The organism is Aquimarina brevivitae (assembly GCF_004216895.1).
Lineage (GTDB): Bacteria > Bacteroidota > Bacteroidia > Flavobacteriales > Flavobacteriaceae > Aquimarina > Aquimarina brevivitae.
Map to the genome: position 1 here is coordinate 51,621 of NZ_SGXE01000005.1, position 20,206 is coordinate 71,826.

At 36.4% G+C, this 20,206-nt stretch carries 18 protein-coding genes; 10 read left to right on the top strand and 8 right to left on the bottom strand.

Going from position 1 to position 20,206, the window contains the following annotated elements:
* Positions 1-36 precede the first annotated feature (36 nt).
* From mdh to asnB, 4 genes are all read right to left on the bottom strand, one after another.
* A complete protein-coding gene (gene mdh / locus EV197_RS14620; RefSeq protein ID WP_130287545.1) occupies positions 37-963 on the bottom strand; it encodes a malate dehydrogenase in 927 nt (308 codons plus the stop codon).
* 117 nt (positions 964-1,080) lie between these two features.
* Positions 1,081-2,082, bottom strand: coding sequence for a DUF6588 family protein (locus EV197_RS14625; RefSeq protein WP_130287546.1), 1,002 nt, complete (start codon positions 2,080-2,082; stop codon positions 1,081-1,083).
* 92 nt (positions 2,083-2,174) lie between these two features.
* Complete coding sequence (gyrB, locus tag EV197_RS14630; RefSeq protein WP_130287547.1) at positions 2,175-4,115, bottom strand: DNA topoisomerase (ATP-hydrolyzing) subunit B; 1,941 nt, start codon at positions 4,113-4,115, stop codon at positions 2,175-2,177.
* Positions 4,116-4,440: 325 nt separating this feature from the next.
* Positions 4,441-6,129, bottom strand: a complete 1,689-nt coding sequence (asnB, locus tag EV197_RS14635) for an asparagine synthase B (protein ID WP_130287548.1) — start codon at positions 6,127-6,129, stop codon at positions 4,441-4,443.
* A 268-nt stretch (positions 6,130-6,397) separates the two neighbouring features.
* On the opposite strand from asnB, the gene EV197_RS14640 reads away from it, so the two are divergent.
* Positions 6,398-6,931, top strand: coding sequence for a DUF2911 domain-containing protein (locus EV197_RS14640; protein ID WP_130287549.1), 534 nt, complete (start codon positions 6,398-6,400; stop codon positions 6,929-6,931).
* A gap of 1,265 nt (positions 6,932-8,196) precedes the next feature.
* Here EV197_RS14640 and EV197_RS14645 read toward each other — a convergent pair.
* Both EV197_RS14645 and EV197_RS14650 read right to left on the bottom strand, forming a co-directional pair.
* Positions 8,197-8,826, bottom strand: coding sequence for a 7-carboxy-7-deazaguanine synthase QueE (locus EV197_RS14645; protein WP_130287550.1), 630 nt, complete (start codon positions 8,824-8,826; stop codon positions 8,197-8,199).
* A gap of 50 nt (positions 8,827-8,876) precedes the next feature.
* A complete protein-coding gene (locus EV197_RS14650; RefSeq protein WP_130287551.1) occupies positions 8,877-9,335 on the bottom strand; it encodes a RidA family protein in 459 nt (152 codons plus the stop codon).
* 117 nt (positions 9,336-9,452) lie between these two features.
* On the opposite strand from EV197_RS14650, the gene EV197_RS14655 reads away from it, so the two are divergent.
* From EV197_RS14655 to EV197_RS14690, 8 genes are all read left to right on the top strand, one after another.
* The gene (locus tag EV197_RS14655; protein WP_130287552.1) at positions 9,453-10,994 is read left to right on the top strand and encodes a helicase HerA-like domain-containing protein; all 1,542 of its coding nucleotides are present in this window, start codon (positions 9,453-9,455) and stop codon (positions 10,992-10,994) included.
* Between the two features lie 4 nt (positions 10,995-10,998).
* A complete protein-coding gene (locus EV197_RS14660; RefSeq protein ID WP_242610749.1) occupies positions 10,999-11,556 on the top strand; it encodes a hypothetical protein in 558 nt (185 codons plus the stop codon).
* Between the two features lie 48 nt (positions 11,557-11,604).
* A complete protein-coding gene (locus EV197_RS14665; protein ID WP_130287553.1) occupies positions 11,605-11,973 on the top strand; it encodes a cupin domain-containing protein in 369 nt (122 codons plus the stop codon).
* 5 nt (positions 11,974-11,978) lie between these two features.
* Positions 11,979-12,818: an alpha/beta fold hydrolase gene (locus EV197_RS14670; RefSeq protein WP_130287554.1), complete on the top strand. Its 840-nt coding sequence runs from the start codon at positions 11,979-11,981 to the stop codon at positions 12,816-12,818.
* A gap of 21 nt (positions 12,819-12,839) precedes the next feature.
* Positions 12,840-13,652: a 23S rRNA pseudouridine(2604) synthase RluF gene (gene rluF / locus EV197_RS14675; RefSeq protein WP_130287555.1), complete on the top strand. Its 813-nt coding sequence runs from the start codon at positions 12,840-12,842 to the stop codon at positions 13,650-13,652.
* Between the two features lie 26 nt (positions 13,653-13,678).
* Positions 13,679-14,101 carry a VOC family protein gene (locus EV197_RS14680; RefSeq protein ID WP_130287556.1) on the top strand — a complete coding sequence of 141 codons (423 nt, stop codon included), beginning with the start codon at positions 13,679-13,681 and terminating at the stop codon, positions 14,099-14,101.
* A 159-nt stretch (positions 14,102-14,260) separates the two neighbouring features.
* Entirely contained in the window at positions 14,261-15,190 is a 930-nt protein-coding gene (locus tag EV197_RS14685; RefSeq protein ID WP_130287557.1) for a sterol desaturase family protein, read from the top strand.
* A gap of 27 nt (positions 15,191-15,217) precedes the next feature.
* Positions 15,218-16,582 (top strand): aldehyde dehydrogenase family protein, encoded by a 1,365-nt coding sequence (locus EV197_RS14690; protein ID WP_130287558.1) that lies wholly within the window; start codon positions 15,218-15,220, stop codon positions 16,580-16,582.
* Here the strand turns inward: EV197_RS14690 and EV197_RS14695 are convergent.
* Positions 16,579-17,946 (bottom strand): FAD-dependent oxidoreductase, encoded by a 1,368-nt coding sequence (locus tag EV197_RS14695; protein WP_130287559.1) that lies wholly within the window; start codon positions 17,944-17,946, stop codon positions 16,579-16,581. The genes EV197_RS14690 and EV197_RS14695 overlap by 4 nt on opposite strands.
* A 131-nt stretch (positions 17,947-18,077) precedes the next feature.
* Positions 18,078-18,878: a class I SAM-dependent methyltransferase gene (locus EV197_RS14700; protein WP_130287560.1), complete on the bottom strand. Its 801-nt coding sequence runs from the start codon at positions 18,876-18,878 to the stop codon at positions 18,078-18,080.
* Positions 18,879-18,935: 57 nt separating this feature from the next.
* Here EV197_RS14700 and EV197_RS14705 point away from each other — a divergent pair, with 57 nt between their 5' ends.
* Complete coding sequence (locus EV197_RS14705) at positions 18,936-20,057, top strand: alkene reductase (protein ID WP_130287561.1); 1,122 nt, start codon at positions 18,936-18,938, stop codon at positions 20,055-20,057.
* Positions 20,058-20,206 lie beyond the last annotated feature (149 nt).

Sequence of the window (20,206 nt, forward strand, 5' to 3'; positions counted from 1 at the left end):
AGATGGCCTAAAATAGAATATAATTCAATTGCTGTATTAAAATTCTAAAAGCCCGTTAGTTTTTCTAACGCCTTCAGCACTTTCTGTCAACTTATTCTTTTCAGCATCACTTAAGTCAATCTCTACTATTTTTTCGATACCGTTACGTCCTAATACTACCGGTGCTCCGATGCAGATATCATTTAATCCAAATTCACCTTCAAGTAATACTGAACAAGGGAATATTTTCTTTTGATCACAAGCGATAGCCTGAACTAATCCAGAAACCGCTGCTCCAGGTGCGTACCACGCAGAAGTACCTAGTAATTTAGTTAAGGTAGCACCGCCTACTTTAGTGTCGGCAGCAACTTGCTCTAAACGCTCTTCTGAAATGAATTCAGAAACAGGTACACTATTACGAGTCGCTAGCCTAGTCAATGGCACCATACCTGTATCACTATGTCCACCGATAACCATACCATCTACATCAGATATAGGCGCTTCTAAAGCTTCTGCTAATCTGTATTTAAAACGTGCGCTATCTAAAGCACCACCCATACCAATAATTCTATTTTTAGGTAAATCTGTGGTTTTATGCACTAAATACGTCATTGTATCCATCGGATTACTAACCACAATAATGATAGCATTTGGAGAGTGTTCAATTAAATTAGCCGAAACCGTTTTAACGATACCTGCATTAATTCCAATCAATTCCTCTCTGGTCATACCCGGTTTTCTTGGAATACCCGATGTAATTACAGCAATATCACTTCCTGCAGTTTTAGCATAATCGTTAGTAGTTCCTGTAATTTTTGTATCAAAACCATTTAAAGAAGCGGTTTGCATAAGATCCATTGCTTTTCCTTCTGCATATCCTTCCTTGATGTCTAACAATACTACTTCTGAAGCGAAATTTTTTATAGCGATGTATTCAGCACAACTTGCGCCTACTGCACCTGCCCCTACTACTGTAACTTTCATTGTATATCTGTTTGTTTGAAATTAAACTTAATTTGTTTCGCGAAAATACAAATTAATGCAGTATAACCCTTGATAAATTACAGGTTTAATTATTTTTTAAACTACAACAGACGGAGTTTACCATCCGATTTGGAGACCTAAACTTAAATTCTTGTAGTTTTGAAGGGAGTAATCCAGGTTTGCCTTGAAGACACCATAAGCCACACGGGCACCAATATTGGCTTTTAATCCCTTAGCTTTACCCGTTACACGAATTGGATCTGTAACCACAGTAGAAGCAAATGGTCCATTTTGAATTTGGTACGTTCCCAATAAATTAGCTTCATTAGAACCAAAATAATAACCTATACCTCCATAGAAATTTAGGGTTTTCATTTTTGTAGAAACAATCGAAGCTAATAACCAAGAATTAGAATTTAAGGTAATCTCTTGCTCACTGCCTGGTACTCCACTAGCCGTAGTAAGATCATAAAACCCTTTAACATTAGTATACCCTAATAATGAGGCGATACGTACTGGCCATCGTTTTGTTGGAAAAAACCAATCTGTAATTTCGTGCTGAAAAGCAACCCCGTATATCTGTACTTTAGTATTTTCTCTGATTTCATATTTAGGAAAAAAGCGAAGTTTTATCTCTGTACTATGGATCAGTCCTATAGAGGCTTGTATAAACCCTCCGGGAACGGAATTAATCTCTTGTCCACTAAAACCATCTGGTAAAACTACTTCGGTCTGTGAAGCCTGCCCTTCATTAATAATCACAGAAATTCCCTCTGTATTCATCCCAAAACCATTATTGACATAGACACGCGTTACTCCACTACTGAAGGATAAGTCCTGGTAGTCGTTTACATCAAGTATAAAATTTTTCTTTTCTTCTCTAACAAAAGAAAGATTACCTACAAAACCAACTTCAAAATCCCACAGCTTTTTAACCTTTGCGGTATTATACCATCCATTAGACATATTGTTGATTAACGATTCCCCTGGAGCGTCAAAATAATCCTGACTAAATCGCTGAGCGTTTTCAATACCAATTTCTAATATTTGATCAATATCATTTTGACCAAAAGTAATCGTACACACTAGTACCATCCATAGCAACAAAAGCTTCTTCATAGATTTTGGGTTTATAAGGCGTTGCAAGATAAAAAAAATCCATTAACAATTAGTTAACGGATTTTTTTGTAAAATATGATCCAAGATGTGGTTTACACATCAATATTTGCATAGACTGCATTTTTTTCGATGAATTCTCTACGTGGCGGAACTTCATCTCCCATCAACATAGAGAAAATACGATCTGCTTCCGTTAGATTATCTATGTTTACTTGTCTTAAGGTTCTAAATTCAGGATTCATAGTGGTATCCCATAACTGCTCTGCATTCATCTCTCCAAGACCTTTATATCGTTGAATCTTTGAGTTTTCGCCATATTCACGCACTAATGCATCCCGCTGTTTATCATTCCACGCATATTCTTTTTTATTACCCTTTTTTACCAGGTATAATGGTGGTGCTGCAATATACACGTGTCCATTTTCAATTAGTTCCTTCATATATCGGAAGAAGAACGTCAATATTAGGGTCGAAATGTGGCTACCATCCACGTCGGCATCACACATTATAATTACCTTATGATATCTCAACTTAGAAATATTCAACGCCTTACTATCCTCTTCCGTACCAATGGTTACCCCGAGGGCTGTAAAAATGTTTCGAATTTCTTCATTTTCAAAAACCTTGTGATTCATTGCTTTTTCTACGTTAAGAATTTTACCTCTTAATGGTAGTATAGCCTGAAAATTACGATCTCTTCCTTGTTTTGCAGTACCCCCTGCAGAGTCACCCTCTACTAAGAATACTTCGCACATTGCTGGATCCTGCTCAGAGCAATCCGAAAGCTTTCCAGGAAGTCCTCCGATACTCATCACAGTTTTTCGCTGTACCATCTCACGTGCTTTCTTAGCTGCGTGTCTGGCCTGTGCCGCCAAAATAACTTTCTCTACAATCGTTTTTGCGTCCGAAGGATTTTCCTCCAGGTAATTCTCTAACATCTCAGAAACTGCCTGAGAAACTGCAGACGTTACCTCTCGGTTACCTAATTTTGTTTTGGTTTGCCCTTCGAATTGTGGTTCAGCAACTTTAACAGAAACAATCGCAGTCAATCCTTCTCTAAAATCATCTCCAGAAATCTCGAACTTTAATTTATCCAACATTCCAGAAGCATCTGCATACTTTTTTAATGTAGTGGTTAACCCTCTTCTAAAACCGGATAAATGGGTTCCTCCTTCGTGCGTATTTATATTGTTTACGTAGGAATGTAAATTCTCCGCATAAGAGTCGTTATACACCATTGCCACCTCAACAGGAATATCATTCTTTTCTCCTTCCATAGAAATTACAGCACTGATGATCGGATTTCGACTTGAGTCTAAAAACTTAACAAATTCCTTCAATCCTTCTTCAGAATGGAACTCTTCTGAAACTACATTTCCATCATCGTCCTTATGACGCATGTCAGTCAACGTAATCCGAATTCCTTTATTTAGATAAGCAAGCTCTCGCATACGGCTTGCTAAAGTATCATAGTTATACTCTGTAGTTTGTTGAAATATAGTGGTATCTGGCTTAAAAGTAACTAAAGTACCTCTGTCATCAGAGTCACCAGTTGACTTCACAGGATATAGGGTTTTTCCACGCTCATATTCTTGTTCCCAAACTTTACCATCTCTGTAAACTTTGGCGTGTAAGTGCTCTGATAATGCATTTACACAAGATACCCCTACCCCGTGTAATCCACCAGATACTTTATAAGAATCTTTATCAAACTTACCACCTGCTCCGATTTTGGTCATTACCACTTCTAGAGCAGAGACGCCTTCTTTTTTGTGTAATTCTACAGGAATACCTCGACCATTATCCTTTACGGTAATAGAGTTATCCTCATTAATAATAACCCCTATAGTATCACAATAACCCGCTAAGGCTTCATCAATAGAGTTATCTACTACTTCATATACCAGATGATGCAAACCTCGTACACCTACATCTCCAATATACATGGATGGACGCATACGTACATGCTCCATTCCCTCTAATGCCTGAATACTATCTGCGGAGTATCCCTTTTTCTTATTTTCTTCGCTCATAAAACCAGCTTTATTTTTCTATAATTTTGGTCAACGAACAAAGATAAAAAAACAGTTAACTCTTAAAAGTAATTTATTAAAGATGATTTAAAGAGTTATCAACAATTAATTAAGATTGACTACTGTATTTTAAAAATAACGGCTTAAAAAGGCTAAAAAACAGCTTAAATTGAATTTAAGATAAATCTAACAAAATGCGGACGCTATAAATAAGTGCTCTAATCGTTTTGTTTTAGGTGTATTTCAACGCAAAGAACACCTTTAGTGGCCTAAAGGTGTTCAACTCAATTAACTCAACTTGCAACTAAGCTCTTGTTGCAACTCTTCATACGACCAATTCCTGTTTTTTTTGATAAGCATCGGTATGCACATTGGCTACTGCTCTACCGCTTGGATCATTCATGTTTTTAAAAGCTTCATCCCACTCTAATGCTATTTTAGTACTACAGGCAACAGATGCTTCTTGTGGTACGCTCAAGGCTGCAGCATCACTAGGAAAATGACTTTCAAAAATAGAACGATAATAAAACTCTTCTTTGTTTTGAGGTGTCTGAATCGGGAACCTAAAATGGGCGTTCGCCATTTGTTCATCCGTAACTTCTTTTTCAACGACCTCTTTTAAGGTATCAATCCAACTATAGCCAACACCATCCGAAAATTGCTCCTTTTGACGCCAAGCCACGCTTTCTGGCAAGTATGACTCAAATGCTTTGCGGATCACCCACTTCTCCATACGCTCTCCATTAATCATTTTGTCTTGCGGATTGATACGCATAGCAACATCCATAAATTCTTTATCCAAAAACGGAACCCTACCTTCTATACCCCAGGCTGCTAAAGATTTGTTAGCTCGCAAACAGTCATACATATGTAATTTATCTAATTTACGAACGGTTTCCTCGTGAAAATCCTTAGCACTCGGCGCTTTATGAAAATAAAGATATCCGCCAAACAATTCATCAGCACCCTCTCCGGATAGCACCATCTTTACACCCATGGATTTAATCACTCGTGCCATCAAATACATAGGTGTAGAAGCGCGTATTGTTGTAATATCATAAGTCTCCAGGTTATAAATCACATCCTTAATAGCATCTAAACCTTCTTGGATAGTGAATTTAATTTCGTGATGAACAGTTCCAATGTGATCTGCTACTTTTTTAGCTGCGGCTAAATCAGGAGACCCTTCTAGCCCTACAGAAAAAGAGTGTAATTGAGGCCACCAGGCAGCAGTAGTATCATCGGATTCAATTCTTTTTTCTGCATATTTTTTAGCAATTGCAGAGGTCACCGATGAATCTAATCCACCCGATAATAAGACACCGTAAGGTACATCAGACATTAATTGCCTGTGCACAGCAGCTTCTAATGCTTCTCTCAAGGCTGCAATGCTAGTTTCATTTTCTTGTACGGCATCATACTCTTGCCAATCGCGGACATACCATTTTTTAAGCTCGCCCTCTTTACTGTACAAGTAGTGACCAGGAGGAAAAAGTTCAATTTTAGTACAATACCCCTCTAATGCTTTTAACTCTGACGCAACATAAAATGTTCCATTTTGATCCCAGCCCATATATAAGGGAATAATACCCATATGATCTCTGGCTATTAAATAGGCATCATTTTCAGCATCATATAAGGCAAATCCAAAAATACCATTCAATTCATCTATAAAATCGCTTCCTTTCGCTCTATATAAAGCTAAGATAACTTCACAATCCGATTCTGTTAAGAAATTGTAAGTATCACCAATTGTTTTTCTAATAGCTCTGTGATTATATATTTCGCCATTCGCGGCTAACACCAGTTTTTTATCTTCACTAAATAAAGGTTGTTTTCCTGAAGCTGGATCAACAATTGCTAATCGCTCATGAGCCAGGATTGCTTTTTCATCCGCATATATTCCACTCCAATCTGGACCTCTATGCCTTACCTTTTTAGACATTTCCAATAATTGAGGCCTCAACGCTTCAGCACTTTGCTTTAAGTCAAAAGCACATACAATTCCACACATAATCTTCTTGTTTTATTATTAACTATAACCCAAATATGATAATATTATTACAATATGTAAACCGTAAATTAATTATTGATTCGATCGAAAACAATAAAATTGTTTTTTATACAAAAATGAAAGCAAAAGCTTTTCAAATCCAAGTAAAATGTGATAAATCGTAAGTTCCTAGATTTAACAGAATTTTATAGTAATGACGAGGTATTATGGTGTAAGTTCACTTAGGAAAAAACGTCTTTTTTATATAAATTCTAAAAAACATATTTTTATGAAACACACAATTTTAATACTAACTTTTATTTTTGGAGGGTTATTCACTACACAGGCTCAAAAATTTGCCGGACTTCAAAAAAGTCCAACTGATATTGCTTATGCACGAGCCGAAAGAAATGCGGCTCCCGATATAAAGGTAATTTACAGCAGACCTCAGAAAAAGGATAGAGAACTTTTTGGAAAACTAGTTCCTTATGGAAAAGTATGGCGCACTGGAGCTGATGAAGCTACAGAAATTAAACTATTTAAAGACATGAAACTGGGAGATCAGACTGTTAAAGCAGGTACCTATTCCTTATTTACTATTCCAGGAGAAAAAGAATGGACCGTTATATTGAACTCAGAGTTGGATCAATGGGGTGCTTATCAGTATGATGAAAGTAAGGACGTGGCTCGTATCAAAGTGCCAGCAACTAATGATGATAAAGCGTTAGAAGTATTTTCTATCGCATTTAAGCCGGTGGATAAAGGTTACCATTTGGTGATGGGCTGGGATACAACGAGAGTAGAAGTGCCTTTCTATAAATAAAGATTTAAAGAACAGCCATCAATAAAAAAAGAAGATCTAATTAGATCTTCTTTTTTTATTTTTAATTGGTTAAACCTTTTATCTATGAATTGCATGGCTTGATGCACCTGGTAATTCTCTTAAGAACTCCATAACAATTCGAAATGTTAATCTAAACTTTGTGTAAAATAGCCCCATATCCTTTTTTTTTAATTTATACTTTAATTTAGGTAATTACGCACCATAAAACAACTGATTTACAATTATTTAGCTGTAATCCTATTATAACCGACCAAAAGCGTTAATATTACCTTAATGAACTAATTATAAGGGATATTTCCCTAGGTCAGTTCAAAACATCTACCTATGTATAGCATTGCTACACGCTGCGGGCAATTGCTTTAAAAAACTTTTTAAAGCTTTAATATTAATCGTAATAATTCCGTAAAATAGCTTCATATCTCCTTCTCTTTTAAGTTGTTACACAAATTTAAACAGTTATTCTTTTAAAATTAAAAAATTAACACACCTAAAATCATAAAATAGATCAAGACCATATACTATCGGTATAAAACATTTTTTAACTTAATCATTTGTTAAATTCAACGAAATTCCTTACGGTTTTATGTCAAAATTTAGGGGTTATTTCCCCTAAAAGAGTAAATTAATCACCTTGTTCCCTGCTTTTTATACACTTTAATTGATAAAAAGATAAATCAATCCTACATCATATTACGTGCTAACTATTCTATTAGTCAATAGCAAAGTAACAGCATGTTTTAAATCTTAACCTATAATCTTGTTTTGATAAGTTTGGAGAAAAAAAACCATCCACTTTCGTGGATGGTCTTAACCTAAGTTCTACTTTTATAGTAAGTCTACGAAAATTAAATGATTTGTGTGAAAATTATCTTCGTAATGCATATCTAGAAGCTCCTGGTAACTCTTTCAGAAAACCCATTAAAAGCTTCAAGTTTGCAGAAAAAATAGTGTAAAATTGCCCCATAATTTTTCTTTTAAAATACTGATATGAAGATAACTACAACCTTTCTAAAAGAAAAATCAATTTTTGTTTTTAAGCTGTTTTTTCGATGTATTCCACGTTTTACCAGTAAAATCAAAAGATGTTCTTTATAATAAAATATTAAGTAAGAAATTTCTCTCTTTTAATGGTTTTTTTTCGTGGGATTCCCTTTTTTGAATTTACGGCAAAACAGTAACTTACCGTTTCACGTATTTTTGAAATCATTAAAAAACGTCAAATTGGGAAAAACTTGGATAAAAAATTATGGAATATTCAAATATTTATGGGTTTGCAGAGACACTTTCCATTTTGGGTTTTCCATCACATAATCGACAATCAAAGGAATTATTTTATCGCGCTTGCTCCATTCGGGTTGTAAATACAACAGACAATCCTTTCCAACCTTAGACGCTTGATGTTCTGCAAAAGCAAAATCACTCTTATTATAAACAATACATTTTAACTCATCTGCTTTTTGATATACCTCTTCAGTGGGTGGTTTCATTTTTTTGGGGGATAAACATATCCAATCCCATTGACCAGTCAATTTATATGCACCCGAGGTTTCGATATGGGTTTTCATACCTTTTCGTTTTAGCCCATTGGTCAAATAGGTCATATCCCAAGTCAAGGGCTCACCTCCGGTTACTACAATGGTATCACTAAAGACGCTAGCACTTTCTATGATTTTATCAACATCCGTGGGTGGATGCACATCTGCGTTCCAACTTTCCTTTACATCACACCAATGACAACCAACATCGCATCCGCCCACTCGTATAAAGTAGGCTGCTGTACCTTTATGGTATCCTTCTCCCTGAATGGTATAAAACTCTTCCATCAACGGAAGCATTTTACCCGCTGCCACTAAGTCATTAATACTTTTTTCCATAAGGCTGCAAAGGTAACTAATAATCTAAATACTGGACAATCCAAACACTATTACTTAGCGGCTATACATTCGATCTCTATTTTGGCTCCTACTGCCAATCCTTTAGCAGCAAAAGTAGTCCGTGCTGGTTTATTAGGAAAGTAGGAAACATATACTTCATTAAACGCTTTAAAATCTTCTATGTTTGCTAGTATAACCGTGCATTTTACCACATCATCCAAGGATAATTGATGTTGTGCTAAAACCGCTTTGATATTTTCGAGACATTGACGGGTCTCTGCCTGTATACCCCCTTCCACCAAAGTTCTGGTTTTATGATCCATACCGACTTGCCCAGACAGAAAATAAAGATCTCCTACCTGTACGATATCAGAAAATGGCGCATTCACCTTTTTGGGTTCGTGAGTTTTATGAAATAATACTTGCTTTCGGGTTTCTTTAAATTCTTGCTTACAAGATGGCAAGAAAAATAGACATAAACTTATAGTGAAAATGGATATCCAACGCATATTGAGTTTTTTTGTAGTGATTAATAATCTCTCGTCTGTAAATTACAAAAAACAAAGTCATAAAGGATTCTATAGAATTGTTAAGATTCCTTATTTTTATCAAAAATTGGATATCATATGAGTGACTCAACCACTTTTAGTCAGCATATCAACGATGGATATACTACCAAGGGAGATTATATCACTTTAGGTGCGGCTATATATAATGAAGAGGTAATTGGTGACGCACAGATAAAAATCCCCTTAAAAACATTAAATCGTCATGGTTTGATTGCAGGGGCTACTGGGACTGGTAAGACCAAAACCTTGCAGGTTATTGCGGAAAATTTAAGCGAAAAAGGCATCCCTGTTCTATTGATGGACATCAAAGGAGACCTCAGCGGTATTGCCGCAGCAAGCCCCGGTCACCCAAAAATTGACGAAAGACATCAAAAGATCAATATTCCTTTTACCGCCAAAAGCTTTCCGGTAGAAATACTCACCCTATCAGAACAAGAGGGGGTACGATTACGTGCTACAATCAGTGAGTTTGGTCCTGTACTGCTATCCCGAATACTTGATGTTTCAGAAACACAAGCAGGTATTATTGCTATACTTTTTAAATATTGTGATGATAATAAACTTCCCCTTTTAGATCTTAATGATTTAAAAAAGGTTTTACAATATGCTACGCAAGAAGGTAAAGAGGAATTAGAAAAAGATTACGGAAGAATTTCTACAGCTTCCACCGGAGCTATTTTAAGAAAAATTGTTACCCTGGAACAACAAGGTGCTGATCTTTTCTTCGGAGAACGTTCCTTTGATGTGGAAGATTTATGTCGCATTGATGAAGATGGAAGAGGTATTATCAACATTGTACGCCTAACGGATATACAGGACAGACCTAAGCTATTTTCAACCTTTATGCTGAGCCTGCTCGCAGAAATTTATTCCACCTTTCCGGAACAAGGTGATAGTGAAAGACCGGAATTAATTATTTTTCTGGATGAAGCGCATCTCATTTTTGATGAAGCCTCGTCGGCATTAATAGACCAAATAGAAAGTATTGTCAAACTTATTCGGTCTAAAGGAATAGGGTTATATTTCGTAACTCAAAATCCTACTGATGTACCAGACGGAGTACTAAGCCAGTTAGGGTTAAAGGTACAGCACGCACTAAGGGCATTTACGGCTAAAGATCGGAAAGCGATCAAGCTAACGGCAGAGAACTATCCTATTTCTGAGTATTATGATACCAAAGAAATATTAACCTCTTTAGGTATTGGAGAAGCATTGGTAACAGCACTGGACGAAAAAGGACGCCCCACACCTTTGGCAGCTACTATGTTGCGTGCGCCAATGAGCCGAATGGATATTCTAACCGATGATGAATTAAAAGAACTCTTAGGTAAATCCAAACTTGCCAAAAAATATAACGAGGCTATTGATAGAGAAAGCGCCTATGAACTACTTAATGCGAAAATAGAAAAAGCAGAAGCTGAAGAGGCGAAAGAAGCAGCGAAGAAAGAACGTGAAAAACTCAATACATCTTCAAGTTCGAGATCTAGATCTCGAGGTACAAGCACTACAGAAAAAGCTATTGTAAAAGTACTAACCAGCGCTACCTTTATTCGAGGGGCGTTGGGAATATTAAATAAAATTTTAGGAAGCAAAAAATAATGTAATGATGAAAAAAATATGCATATTCTTAGTAGCTCTAAGTCTGCTAACAAGCTGTGATGACGATAAAATCGATCCAAAATTTGAAATATCTTCAACACAGGTAGGAATGCTCAAAAAAACTACTACGGTTAAACAGCTAGACTCCATTTTTAAAAATGATTCTATGGTAAAAGCTGAAAAAGGAAGCAGATATTTATCTTCTTCTAAGGAAATTACGATCTATGATAAAAAAGGAGAAAAACTTCTAATTATGGAGCCCATAGAGGGAGAAAATCCGGATGCTACCATAGAAAGTGTTCAGATCATCGATAAAAGATATCAGACCGCATCAGGAATATCTTCAGATTCTTATTTCAAGGATATCAAAGACAACTATCCTATTTCTAAGATAGAAAATACTTTAAGCTCTGCAGTAGTATTTGTAGATAGTCTTAATGCTTACTTTACGATTGATAAAAAAGAACTACCGCTCTTATACCGTGGTAATACCGATCAAAAAATCGAAGCTCAGAACATTCCCGATTCTGCTAAAGTGAAACATTTTTGGGTTTCCTGGTAAAAAAAGACATCTATAACGGAACTAGTAATTGCTAATCTCCTCAATATTATGAGCTCTACATATCATATACAAAAAAAGCCATTTGTCGTACCCACTGATGATGGTAAACTCATTGAAGAACATTTTGGGTTAGCATCTGATGGTAATCAAGAAATAAGTATTGCACATATGGTTGCTCCCCCTGGATGGAGTGAACCCTTTCAAACCCCTGAATTTGATGAATACACCTATATAATCAAGGGTAAAAAACAATTTAAAATAGGCAATGAAACTATAATTTTAGAAGCAGGTCAGTCGATTAAAGTAAATAAAGGTGTACGAGTTCAATATGCGAATCCGTTTGATGCCCCTTGCGAATACCTCGCCATTTGTAAACCTGCCTTTAGTATAGATAAGGTAAATCGCGAAAATCAATAAGATATATGCGTCAAACCTTAAAAAAATATGCTCCCATACTTTTAGGTAAAAAACTATCTGCACAGTTTTTAATAGCACCAAAAAAAGCAATCTACAAAGCTTTTTTACTGTTTAGCACCCCACAAAAAGGACGTGTTACTTTAGAGCAAAGTTATTTTTTAGAAGATGCAGAAGACGAAGTAATTCCCGTCAAAGAAGTGTTCGTTCAAACCTATCGTTGGCCCGGTAATAGAGAAACGATTTTGCTTATTCACGGTTGGGAAAGTAATTCGCACCGCTGGAAAGCCTTAGTTGAAAAACTACAACAACAAAATTATACAGTTATCGCTTTTGACGCGCCTGCACACGGAAATTCTTCTGGCAAAATTCTTAATGTGCCTTTATATGCTGAAGCACTTCAAAAAATAATTCAACTCTATCGTCCCAACTATACTATTGCGCATTCTGTAGGTGGAATGGCAAGCATTTTTAATTCCTTTTTATATAAAAATCCGGAAATAGAAAAAAAAGTAATCCTAGCTCCACCGGCTGAATTATCCGAGATCATGGCAAACTATCAGCAGATGCTTCGCTTTTCTGATAAGTTTTTACAACGCCTCAACAGTTTTTTTAAAGAACAATTCGGATATCATTTTGAAGAATTTTCGATGCCCACTTTTGCCAAAGAAATCAGCACCCCTGCACTACTCATACATGATAAATTTGATGACATCACTCCCCATCAAGGGACACAAAAAATCCATCAAAACTGGGAGAATTCTAAATTAGTACTCACTGAAAATTTTGGACATTCCCTATTTTTTGATGAAGTCGATGATATGATCCTCGATTTTTTGAAAAAATAAATATTATAATCACCTTTGCATGTGGAGAATACTGAAGTAAAAAGACTAAATAAATACCTCAGCGAAGTTGGTTATTGTAGTCGACGCGAAGCTGATAAACTGATTGACCAGGGCAGAGTAACTGTCAATGGCGAAGTGCCTGAGATGGGTACCAAAGTTACCCAAAATGACATTATTAAGGTGGATGGAAAGCCGGTAACCGAGCCTAAAGAAGACCATGTGTATCTGGCGTTTAACAAACCTATTGGTATTGTTTGCACCACTTCCTCTAAAGAAAAGAATAACATCGTTGATTATATCAATTATCCTAAACGTATATTTCCTATTGGACGTCTCGATAAACCAAGTGAAGGATTAATTCTATTAACAAGTGACGGGGATATTGTAAACAAAATTTTGCGTGCCCGTAATAATCACGAAAAAGAATACGTGGTAACTGTTGATAAACCCATTAACCCCGATTTTATTGATAAAATGGGCAACGGTATACCCATTTTAGATACAGTGACACGCAAGTGCGAAGTGGAAAAAATCAGCACTTTTGATTTCAGAATCGTATTGACCCAAGGACTAAACCGCCAAATTCGAAGAATGTGTGAATATTTGGGGTATAATGTGGTAAAACTAAAAAGAATACGGATTATGAATATCCTACTGGATATACCGGTAGGTAAATATAGAAACCTCACCGAAAAAGAATTACTTATTATTAATCAAAGTACAGGGCAAAGTAGTAAAACTGAAGAAGCATCTTTACCTACTACACCCAAAAAAAATGCACAAAAGCAATTTAAAAGTAATCGCCCCAAAAGAACGGGAAAAAAACGTAATTAAATCCCCATTTTACAAAAACTATTATTATGAATAAGTTATCTCCTTTTCATTTAGCCATACCTGTTGATGATGTAGCCAAAGCCAGAAAGTTTTATGGTGAGGTTTTAGAACTTGAAGAAGGCAGAAGTAGCGAGCATTGGGTTGACTTTAATTTTTATGGTCATCAACTGGTTATCCACTATAAACCAAAGGATGAAACCAAAGCACATTCTAATCCAGTCGATGGTAAGGATGTCCCAGTTCCTCATTTTGGCGTTGTATTGCAATGGGAGCAATGGGAAGCATTAGCAAAAAGGCTAAAGCAAAAAAATGTAGTATTCAATATTGAACCTTACATTCGGTTTAAAGGTCAGCCAGGAGAACAAGGCACTATGTTTTTTTATGACCCTTGTGGCAATGCGCTAGAGTTTAAGACGTTTAAAGATATGTCACAAATTTTTGCAAAATAATTTCTTTTCATTTATTTTAAGAACTCTAAACAATAGTTAAAAAAGGTTGTTTAATGATAATAACGCTACTATCATTAAATAAGTCCTGATTATTATCGTTATATTCTCCGCCTCTAAGCGATTAGAAGAAAAAGAAAAAAGAAAGAAGAAAAAAGAAAAATGGATTTTACGAACCCCTTGGTATATGGAGTACCACTATTTTTAGGACTCATATTAGTCGAACTTACCTACAGTAAAACAAGTGGTTTTAAAGACCTCTACAATTGGAAAGACCTTGGTGCAAGCTTATTTATGGGTGTAGGTTCTGCCATCTTGGGACCACTAATCAAAGTTGCTGTAACTATAATAGTTTTTGAATATGTTTACGACCTATTTAATCCGATGGTTGATGGTGTTCGGCAAAATATTATGGGTTGGAAATCCTTTGGATATGCCTGGTATGTATGGATACTTTGCCAATTAGCGGATGACTTCACCTATTATTGGTTCCATAGACAAAATCACATGGTGCGGGCCTTATGGGCTGCACATATAGTGCATCACTCTTCGGATAACTTTAACCTAGGAACTGCAGTAAGAAATGGATGGTTCACCCTCCTTTATAAACCCCTATTTTATATGTGGTTGCCCGCGATCGGTTTTCCACCAGAGATGGTTGTCGTTTGTTTGGGTATTGAAGCCTTGTGGCAATTCCAATTACATTCCGTCTATGTGCCCAAATTAGGATTCATCGAAAAATTTATGAATACGCACACCATGCATCAGGTACACCACGCAAAAAATATCGAATACATGGATAAAAATCACGGTGGATTTCTAAACATCTTTGATAAAATATTTGGTACCTGGAAAGAATTGGATGATGATATACCCGTAGAATATGGGGTTACCCATGCGCCTAATTCCTACAACCCCTGGGTGATTTTAACACACGAGTATAAAGATATCTGGGAGGATACCAAAAAGTCCAAAAACTGGTACCACAAGTTTATGTATATTTTTGGCCCACCGGGATGGAGTCACGATGGAAGTACACTTACGGTGAAGCAAATGCAAAAACAACTTGAACTTGAAAAACAAAAAGCGTAACTTATCCTCAAATATGATAGGATACGTATGGATTATCAAGATTGCTTTGCTTTTCAACAAAAATTTTTTAAATCTAATGTAACAAAAGGGATTCCTTTTAGGATACAAGAACTCAAGCGACTCAAACAAGTCCTTCAACAACATGAAGAACTTTTGTACGAAGCGATTTATAAAGATTTTAAAAAATCACGAAAAGAAACGTATTTAACCGAATTCTCGCTACTCTATAAAGAAATAGACCTCGCACTCAAAAAGGTTAAAAAATGGTCTCAAAAGAGAAAAGCTTCGGTAAGCCTGGCCAATTTGCCGGCAAAATCGTATATCATACCTGAGCCCTTAGGCGTATCCCTAATTATTGGCGCTTGGAATTATCCGTATCAGTTATCCTTAGCTCCTGCCATAGCGGCTATAGCTGCGGGCTGTACGGTTATTTTAAAACCGAGCGAACTCCCCTCCAATACCTCAGCAGCGATGAAAAAAATGATCAATGAAAACTTTGATCCCCATTTTTTTAAAGTTATTGAAGGCGGTGTTGAGGAAACTACGGCATTACTAAAACTCAATTTTGACAAAATATTTTTTACTGGTAGTGTCCCTGTTGGCAAAATTGTTTATCAAGCAGCCGCAAAAAATCTTACTCCCGTAACACTAGAACTAGGTGGCAAAAGCCCAGCAATCATTACCGAAGATGTGGATATAGATATGACTGCTAAACGCTTAGTCTGGGCAAAATTTTTAAATGCAGGTCAGACCTGTATTGCTCCAGATTATGTTGTGGTACAGGAATCAATAAAGGGCAACTTTTTAAAAGCAGTGGTCGCACGAATTGAAGAGGCTAATTATGATGTTGCCAACGAAAACTACACCGAGATCATTAACAGGAAGAATTTTGATCGATTACACAGCCTTATCGATGCGGACCACATCTATTATGGAGGTAAAAGCAATGAAGAAACTAAAACTATAGAGCCCACCATCCTTAGCGAAGTCTCTTGGGAAGACACGATTATGAATGATGAAATCTTTGGTCCCATACTTCCTGTACTTACCTTTACCGACATTAATCAAGCTATTGAACAGATAAAGTCAAGGCCAAAGCCCCTTTCTTTATATGTGTATACAAAGAGTTCAAAAATTAGAAATAAAATTATGGCTGAAATCTCATTTGGAGGCGGAGCAGTAAATGATTCACTAATGCATATTATTGAAACTTCTATGCCTTTTGGAGGAGTTGGTAATAGCGGCATTGGTAACTATCACGGCAAATATGGATTTGACGCGTTTACACACTATAAAAGCGTGCTCCAAAAATCCTTCTGGATTGAGCTTAATTTAAAGCATTCGCCTTATACCGATTTTAAGTTTAAGTGGTTGAAGCGATTGATTGGTTAAGATTTTTGCGGAATCAATTCCTTTTTTTCTAAAGAGGTAAGAATAAAATCTTCGACTTCTGGAGAGTTCCATAACTCTTCAATATTATCCATTGTCAAAACCTCATCCATAATAGCCGCCTGCTCTTCTCCCATTTTTAAGGCTTCTGCATAAGGTCTATGGCTAAAGGTTACTCTAGAGTATAAAGGCACCCATTTATTTGGATATTTATCTGTGATCTTCTTTTCTATCTTTTTTCTAAGTATGAAATTAGGATCAGCAGTTTTACTACTCATTTCCATAAAATTGCGATAAGACAATTCTGCTATCGCATCAGCATTTGGTTTGCGGGATTCCTGGAAAGTTTCAAAAATGGTTTGCCAATCTTCATTATTGAAGCGTTCGATGATATCATCGAGCACTGCAATATCCTCAAAACCAGCATTCATCCCCTGTCCATAAAAAGGAACAATCGCATGAGCTGAATCGCCTATCAAGGCCACTTTATTCCAGTAGGTCCAGGGATAACACTTAATCGTTACCAAGGCACTCGTAGGATTTCGGTTAAAGTCTTCCAATAATGTTGGCATTAATTCCTTGGTGCTCGGAAAATTTGTATTCCAAAACGCTAAAATCTCCTCGTCGGTTTTTAGGTTTTCAAATGAATTTTCACCTTCATGTGGCATAAATAAGGTACAGGTAAAGGTACCGTCTAAATTAGGAAGTGCAATAAGCATAAACTCTCCTCTAGGCCATATGTGCAAAGAATTTTTATCAATTTTATGCGTACCATCCGCATTCGCCGGTATTTTTAATTCCTTATATCCAGTGTCCAAAAAATGCTGAGAGTAATCAAATCTACTTCTGCGCTGCATCTTGTGTCGTACTCTCGAAAAAGCTCCATCACATCCAAATATCAGATCATATTGATACTCTTGCCACTCCCCTTTTTCGGTTTCACCGGTAAATATTTTAGCTTCGGGCAAATTGATATCCCAAACTTTTTCATTGAATTTAAATATAGCTCCACGTTCTTCCGCCAGATCGATCATCTTACGGTTCAGTATCCCTCTTGGAATAGAGTAGATTGCTTCACCCTCTTTGCCGTAAGGTTGATTATAGGGCTCTTGATCAACTAAATGAATCGTTCTCTTATGCATTGGGATTGCCAATTCTCTTATCGAATCTCCAATACCAACCTTATCAAGCGCATTCCACCCTCTCACTGACATGGCTAAATTAATAGATCGACCGCTAAATTCTACAGTCCGTATATCTGGTCTTCGATCAAAAACAGTAACCTGATGCCCTCTTGCTCTCAAATAAATGGCTAATAAAGAACCAACTAATCCGCTTCCAACTATGGCAATATTTTTTGTTTGCATAAAATGTATGTAATCAAGATCTTCCATTTACTCAAGGATGTAAGTTCATCCGAGTTTTAATGTATGGAAGATATACAAACACTATATAGCAGACATTAAAACCTTCAGCAAATGTAAGAATTATTACCCAATTATATTTTGGTTGCCTTTATTTCAAAAAGTAAAGGGTACAATTTATCTCGAATTTCGAAAAGTCCTTCATCATTTTCTAGCATATCCGGAAAAACCTTATAGGGTGATGCATCTATTTCATTCAGGTATTCTATATGCAGCCCAGCTGAAGTTATAGCAGTGATCACCTCTCCTAGTCCGTGATTCCATCCGTATTCCTTGCTAACCATAGTAGATTGTGTATCCGCATAGGTACCTGTATATTCTTCGTAAATCACTTCCTTTTGTTGATATCCATATTTCAAAACAGGCTTTTTTTCCAGGTAATCGAACATCCAAACGATTGGATGAAACTCTACGATATAGAAAAAACCGCCCGGTTTAAGGCGCTCTGCAATTATATTCGCCCAAGGTTGTAAATCAGGTAACCAACCAATAACTCCATAGCTTGTAAAAACAATATCAAATTTTTCATCTACAAAGTCTGATGTATCCAACACATTGCAACATATAAAACGTGCATCCAGCTTTAGCTCTGCATTTAGTTGTTGTGCTAATGCAATCCCTTGATCTGAAATATCTACACCCGTGCATCGCGCTCCTAGTCTACTCCAACTCAGTGTATCTTGCCCAAAATGACATTGCAAGTGTAATAAGGACTTGTTTCGTACGTCTCCCAAAGCTTCTAATTCAAATATATTCAGTGAAGTCTTCCCTTTTTTAAAATCTTCAACGAAATAAAATTCACTTTCCTTATGCACAGCTACCTTCTTATTCCAGGTATCGCGGTTAACATTAAAATAACGATTATACGCTTTCATTTATCAGTCCTTTAACAAGGTTTGAAAAATAGTTCTTTTAGATTTAAAATAAAAAACATGCAAACAAATCAACCGCTTTTACAAGCATACACTATGGGTGACTTACAACTTAAAAACCGAGTAGTTATGGCACCTATGACCAGAAATCGTGCAGATAACGAAGAAAATAAACCCACGGCCTTACACCAGGAATATTACAAACAACGTGCAGGAGCTGGTCTAATCATAACTGAAGGATCTCAAGTTTCAGAGCGTGCCGTAGGTTATATCAACACACCTGGCATTCATTCTGATGCTCAGGTTGAAGGATGGAAAAAAGTAACCCAAGCCGTGCACGATGAAGGAGGTAAAATTTTTATTCAACTTTGGCATTGCGGACGGATGTCGCACCCAAAATTTCATAATGGAGAAAAGCCTTTGGCGCCCAGTGCAGTAAATCCTAATGCACAAGCCTATACACCAGATGGTTTTGAAGATACTGTGACGCCCAAAGAAATGTCTATTGAGGAAATAAAAGAAACTATTGCTGAATTTAAAAAAGCGGCTGAAAATGCCAAAAAAGCCAATTTTGATGGTGTTGAAATTCACTCCTCTAACGGCTATTTATTCCATCAATTTTTTAACAAAAATGCAAACACCCGTACAGACGAATATGGTGGAAGCATACTCAACAGAGTTCGTTTTTTCTTTGAAACACTAGACGAAATAGCCAAAATTTGGCCACAAAATCGAATTGGAGTGCGTCTTAATCCATCGCTTCACGGATCTTTTGGTATTGAAGCAACAGAAGAAACCATCCCTACCTTTGATTACATCGTAGAAAAACTAAATGATTACGATTTAGCGTATTTGCATTTATCAGAACCTTTTACCGACGTGAGTGAGGTAGATTTTTTAGTCACAGATATCGCACTACGATACCGTCCACGATACAACGGAACATTAATGATCAATAACGGTTTTGATCAGGAAAGCGGTAATGAAGTCATTGAAAAAGAAAATGCAGACCTGGTCGCTTTTGGAAAGCCGTTTATATCCAACCCAGATTTACCAGAGCGATTTGCGTTGAATGCACCTATTGCAGACTGGAATGAAGACTTGTTTTATGTACCAGGAGCTAAAGGGTATACCGATTATCCAACCTACAAAGAACAGCAGATGGCTGCAAGTCAGTCGTAATAAAAATTAGTACACATATTAATCGTATTCGTCCATTGCTGCTACCATATTCGATGGACGAATACTAGATTTACTAGAATGAAACGAAAAAAGAGACAAATATTACAAAATATTAAAACAAGTGAAGATAGATTGTTAAGCAAGATAGA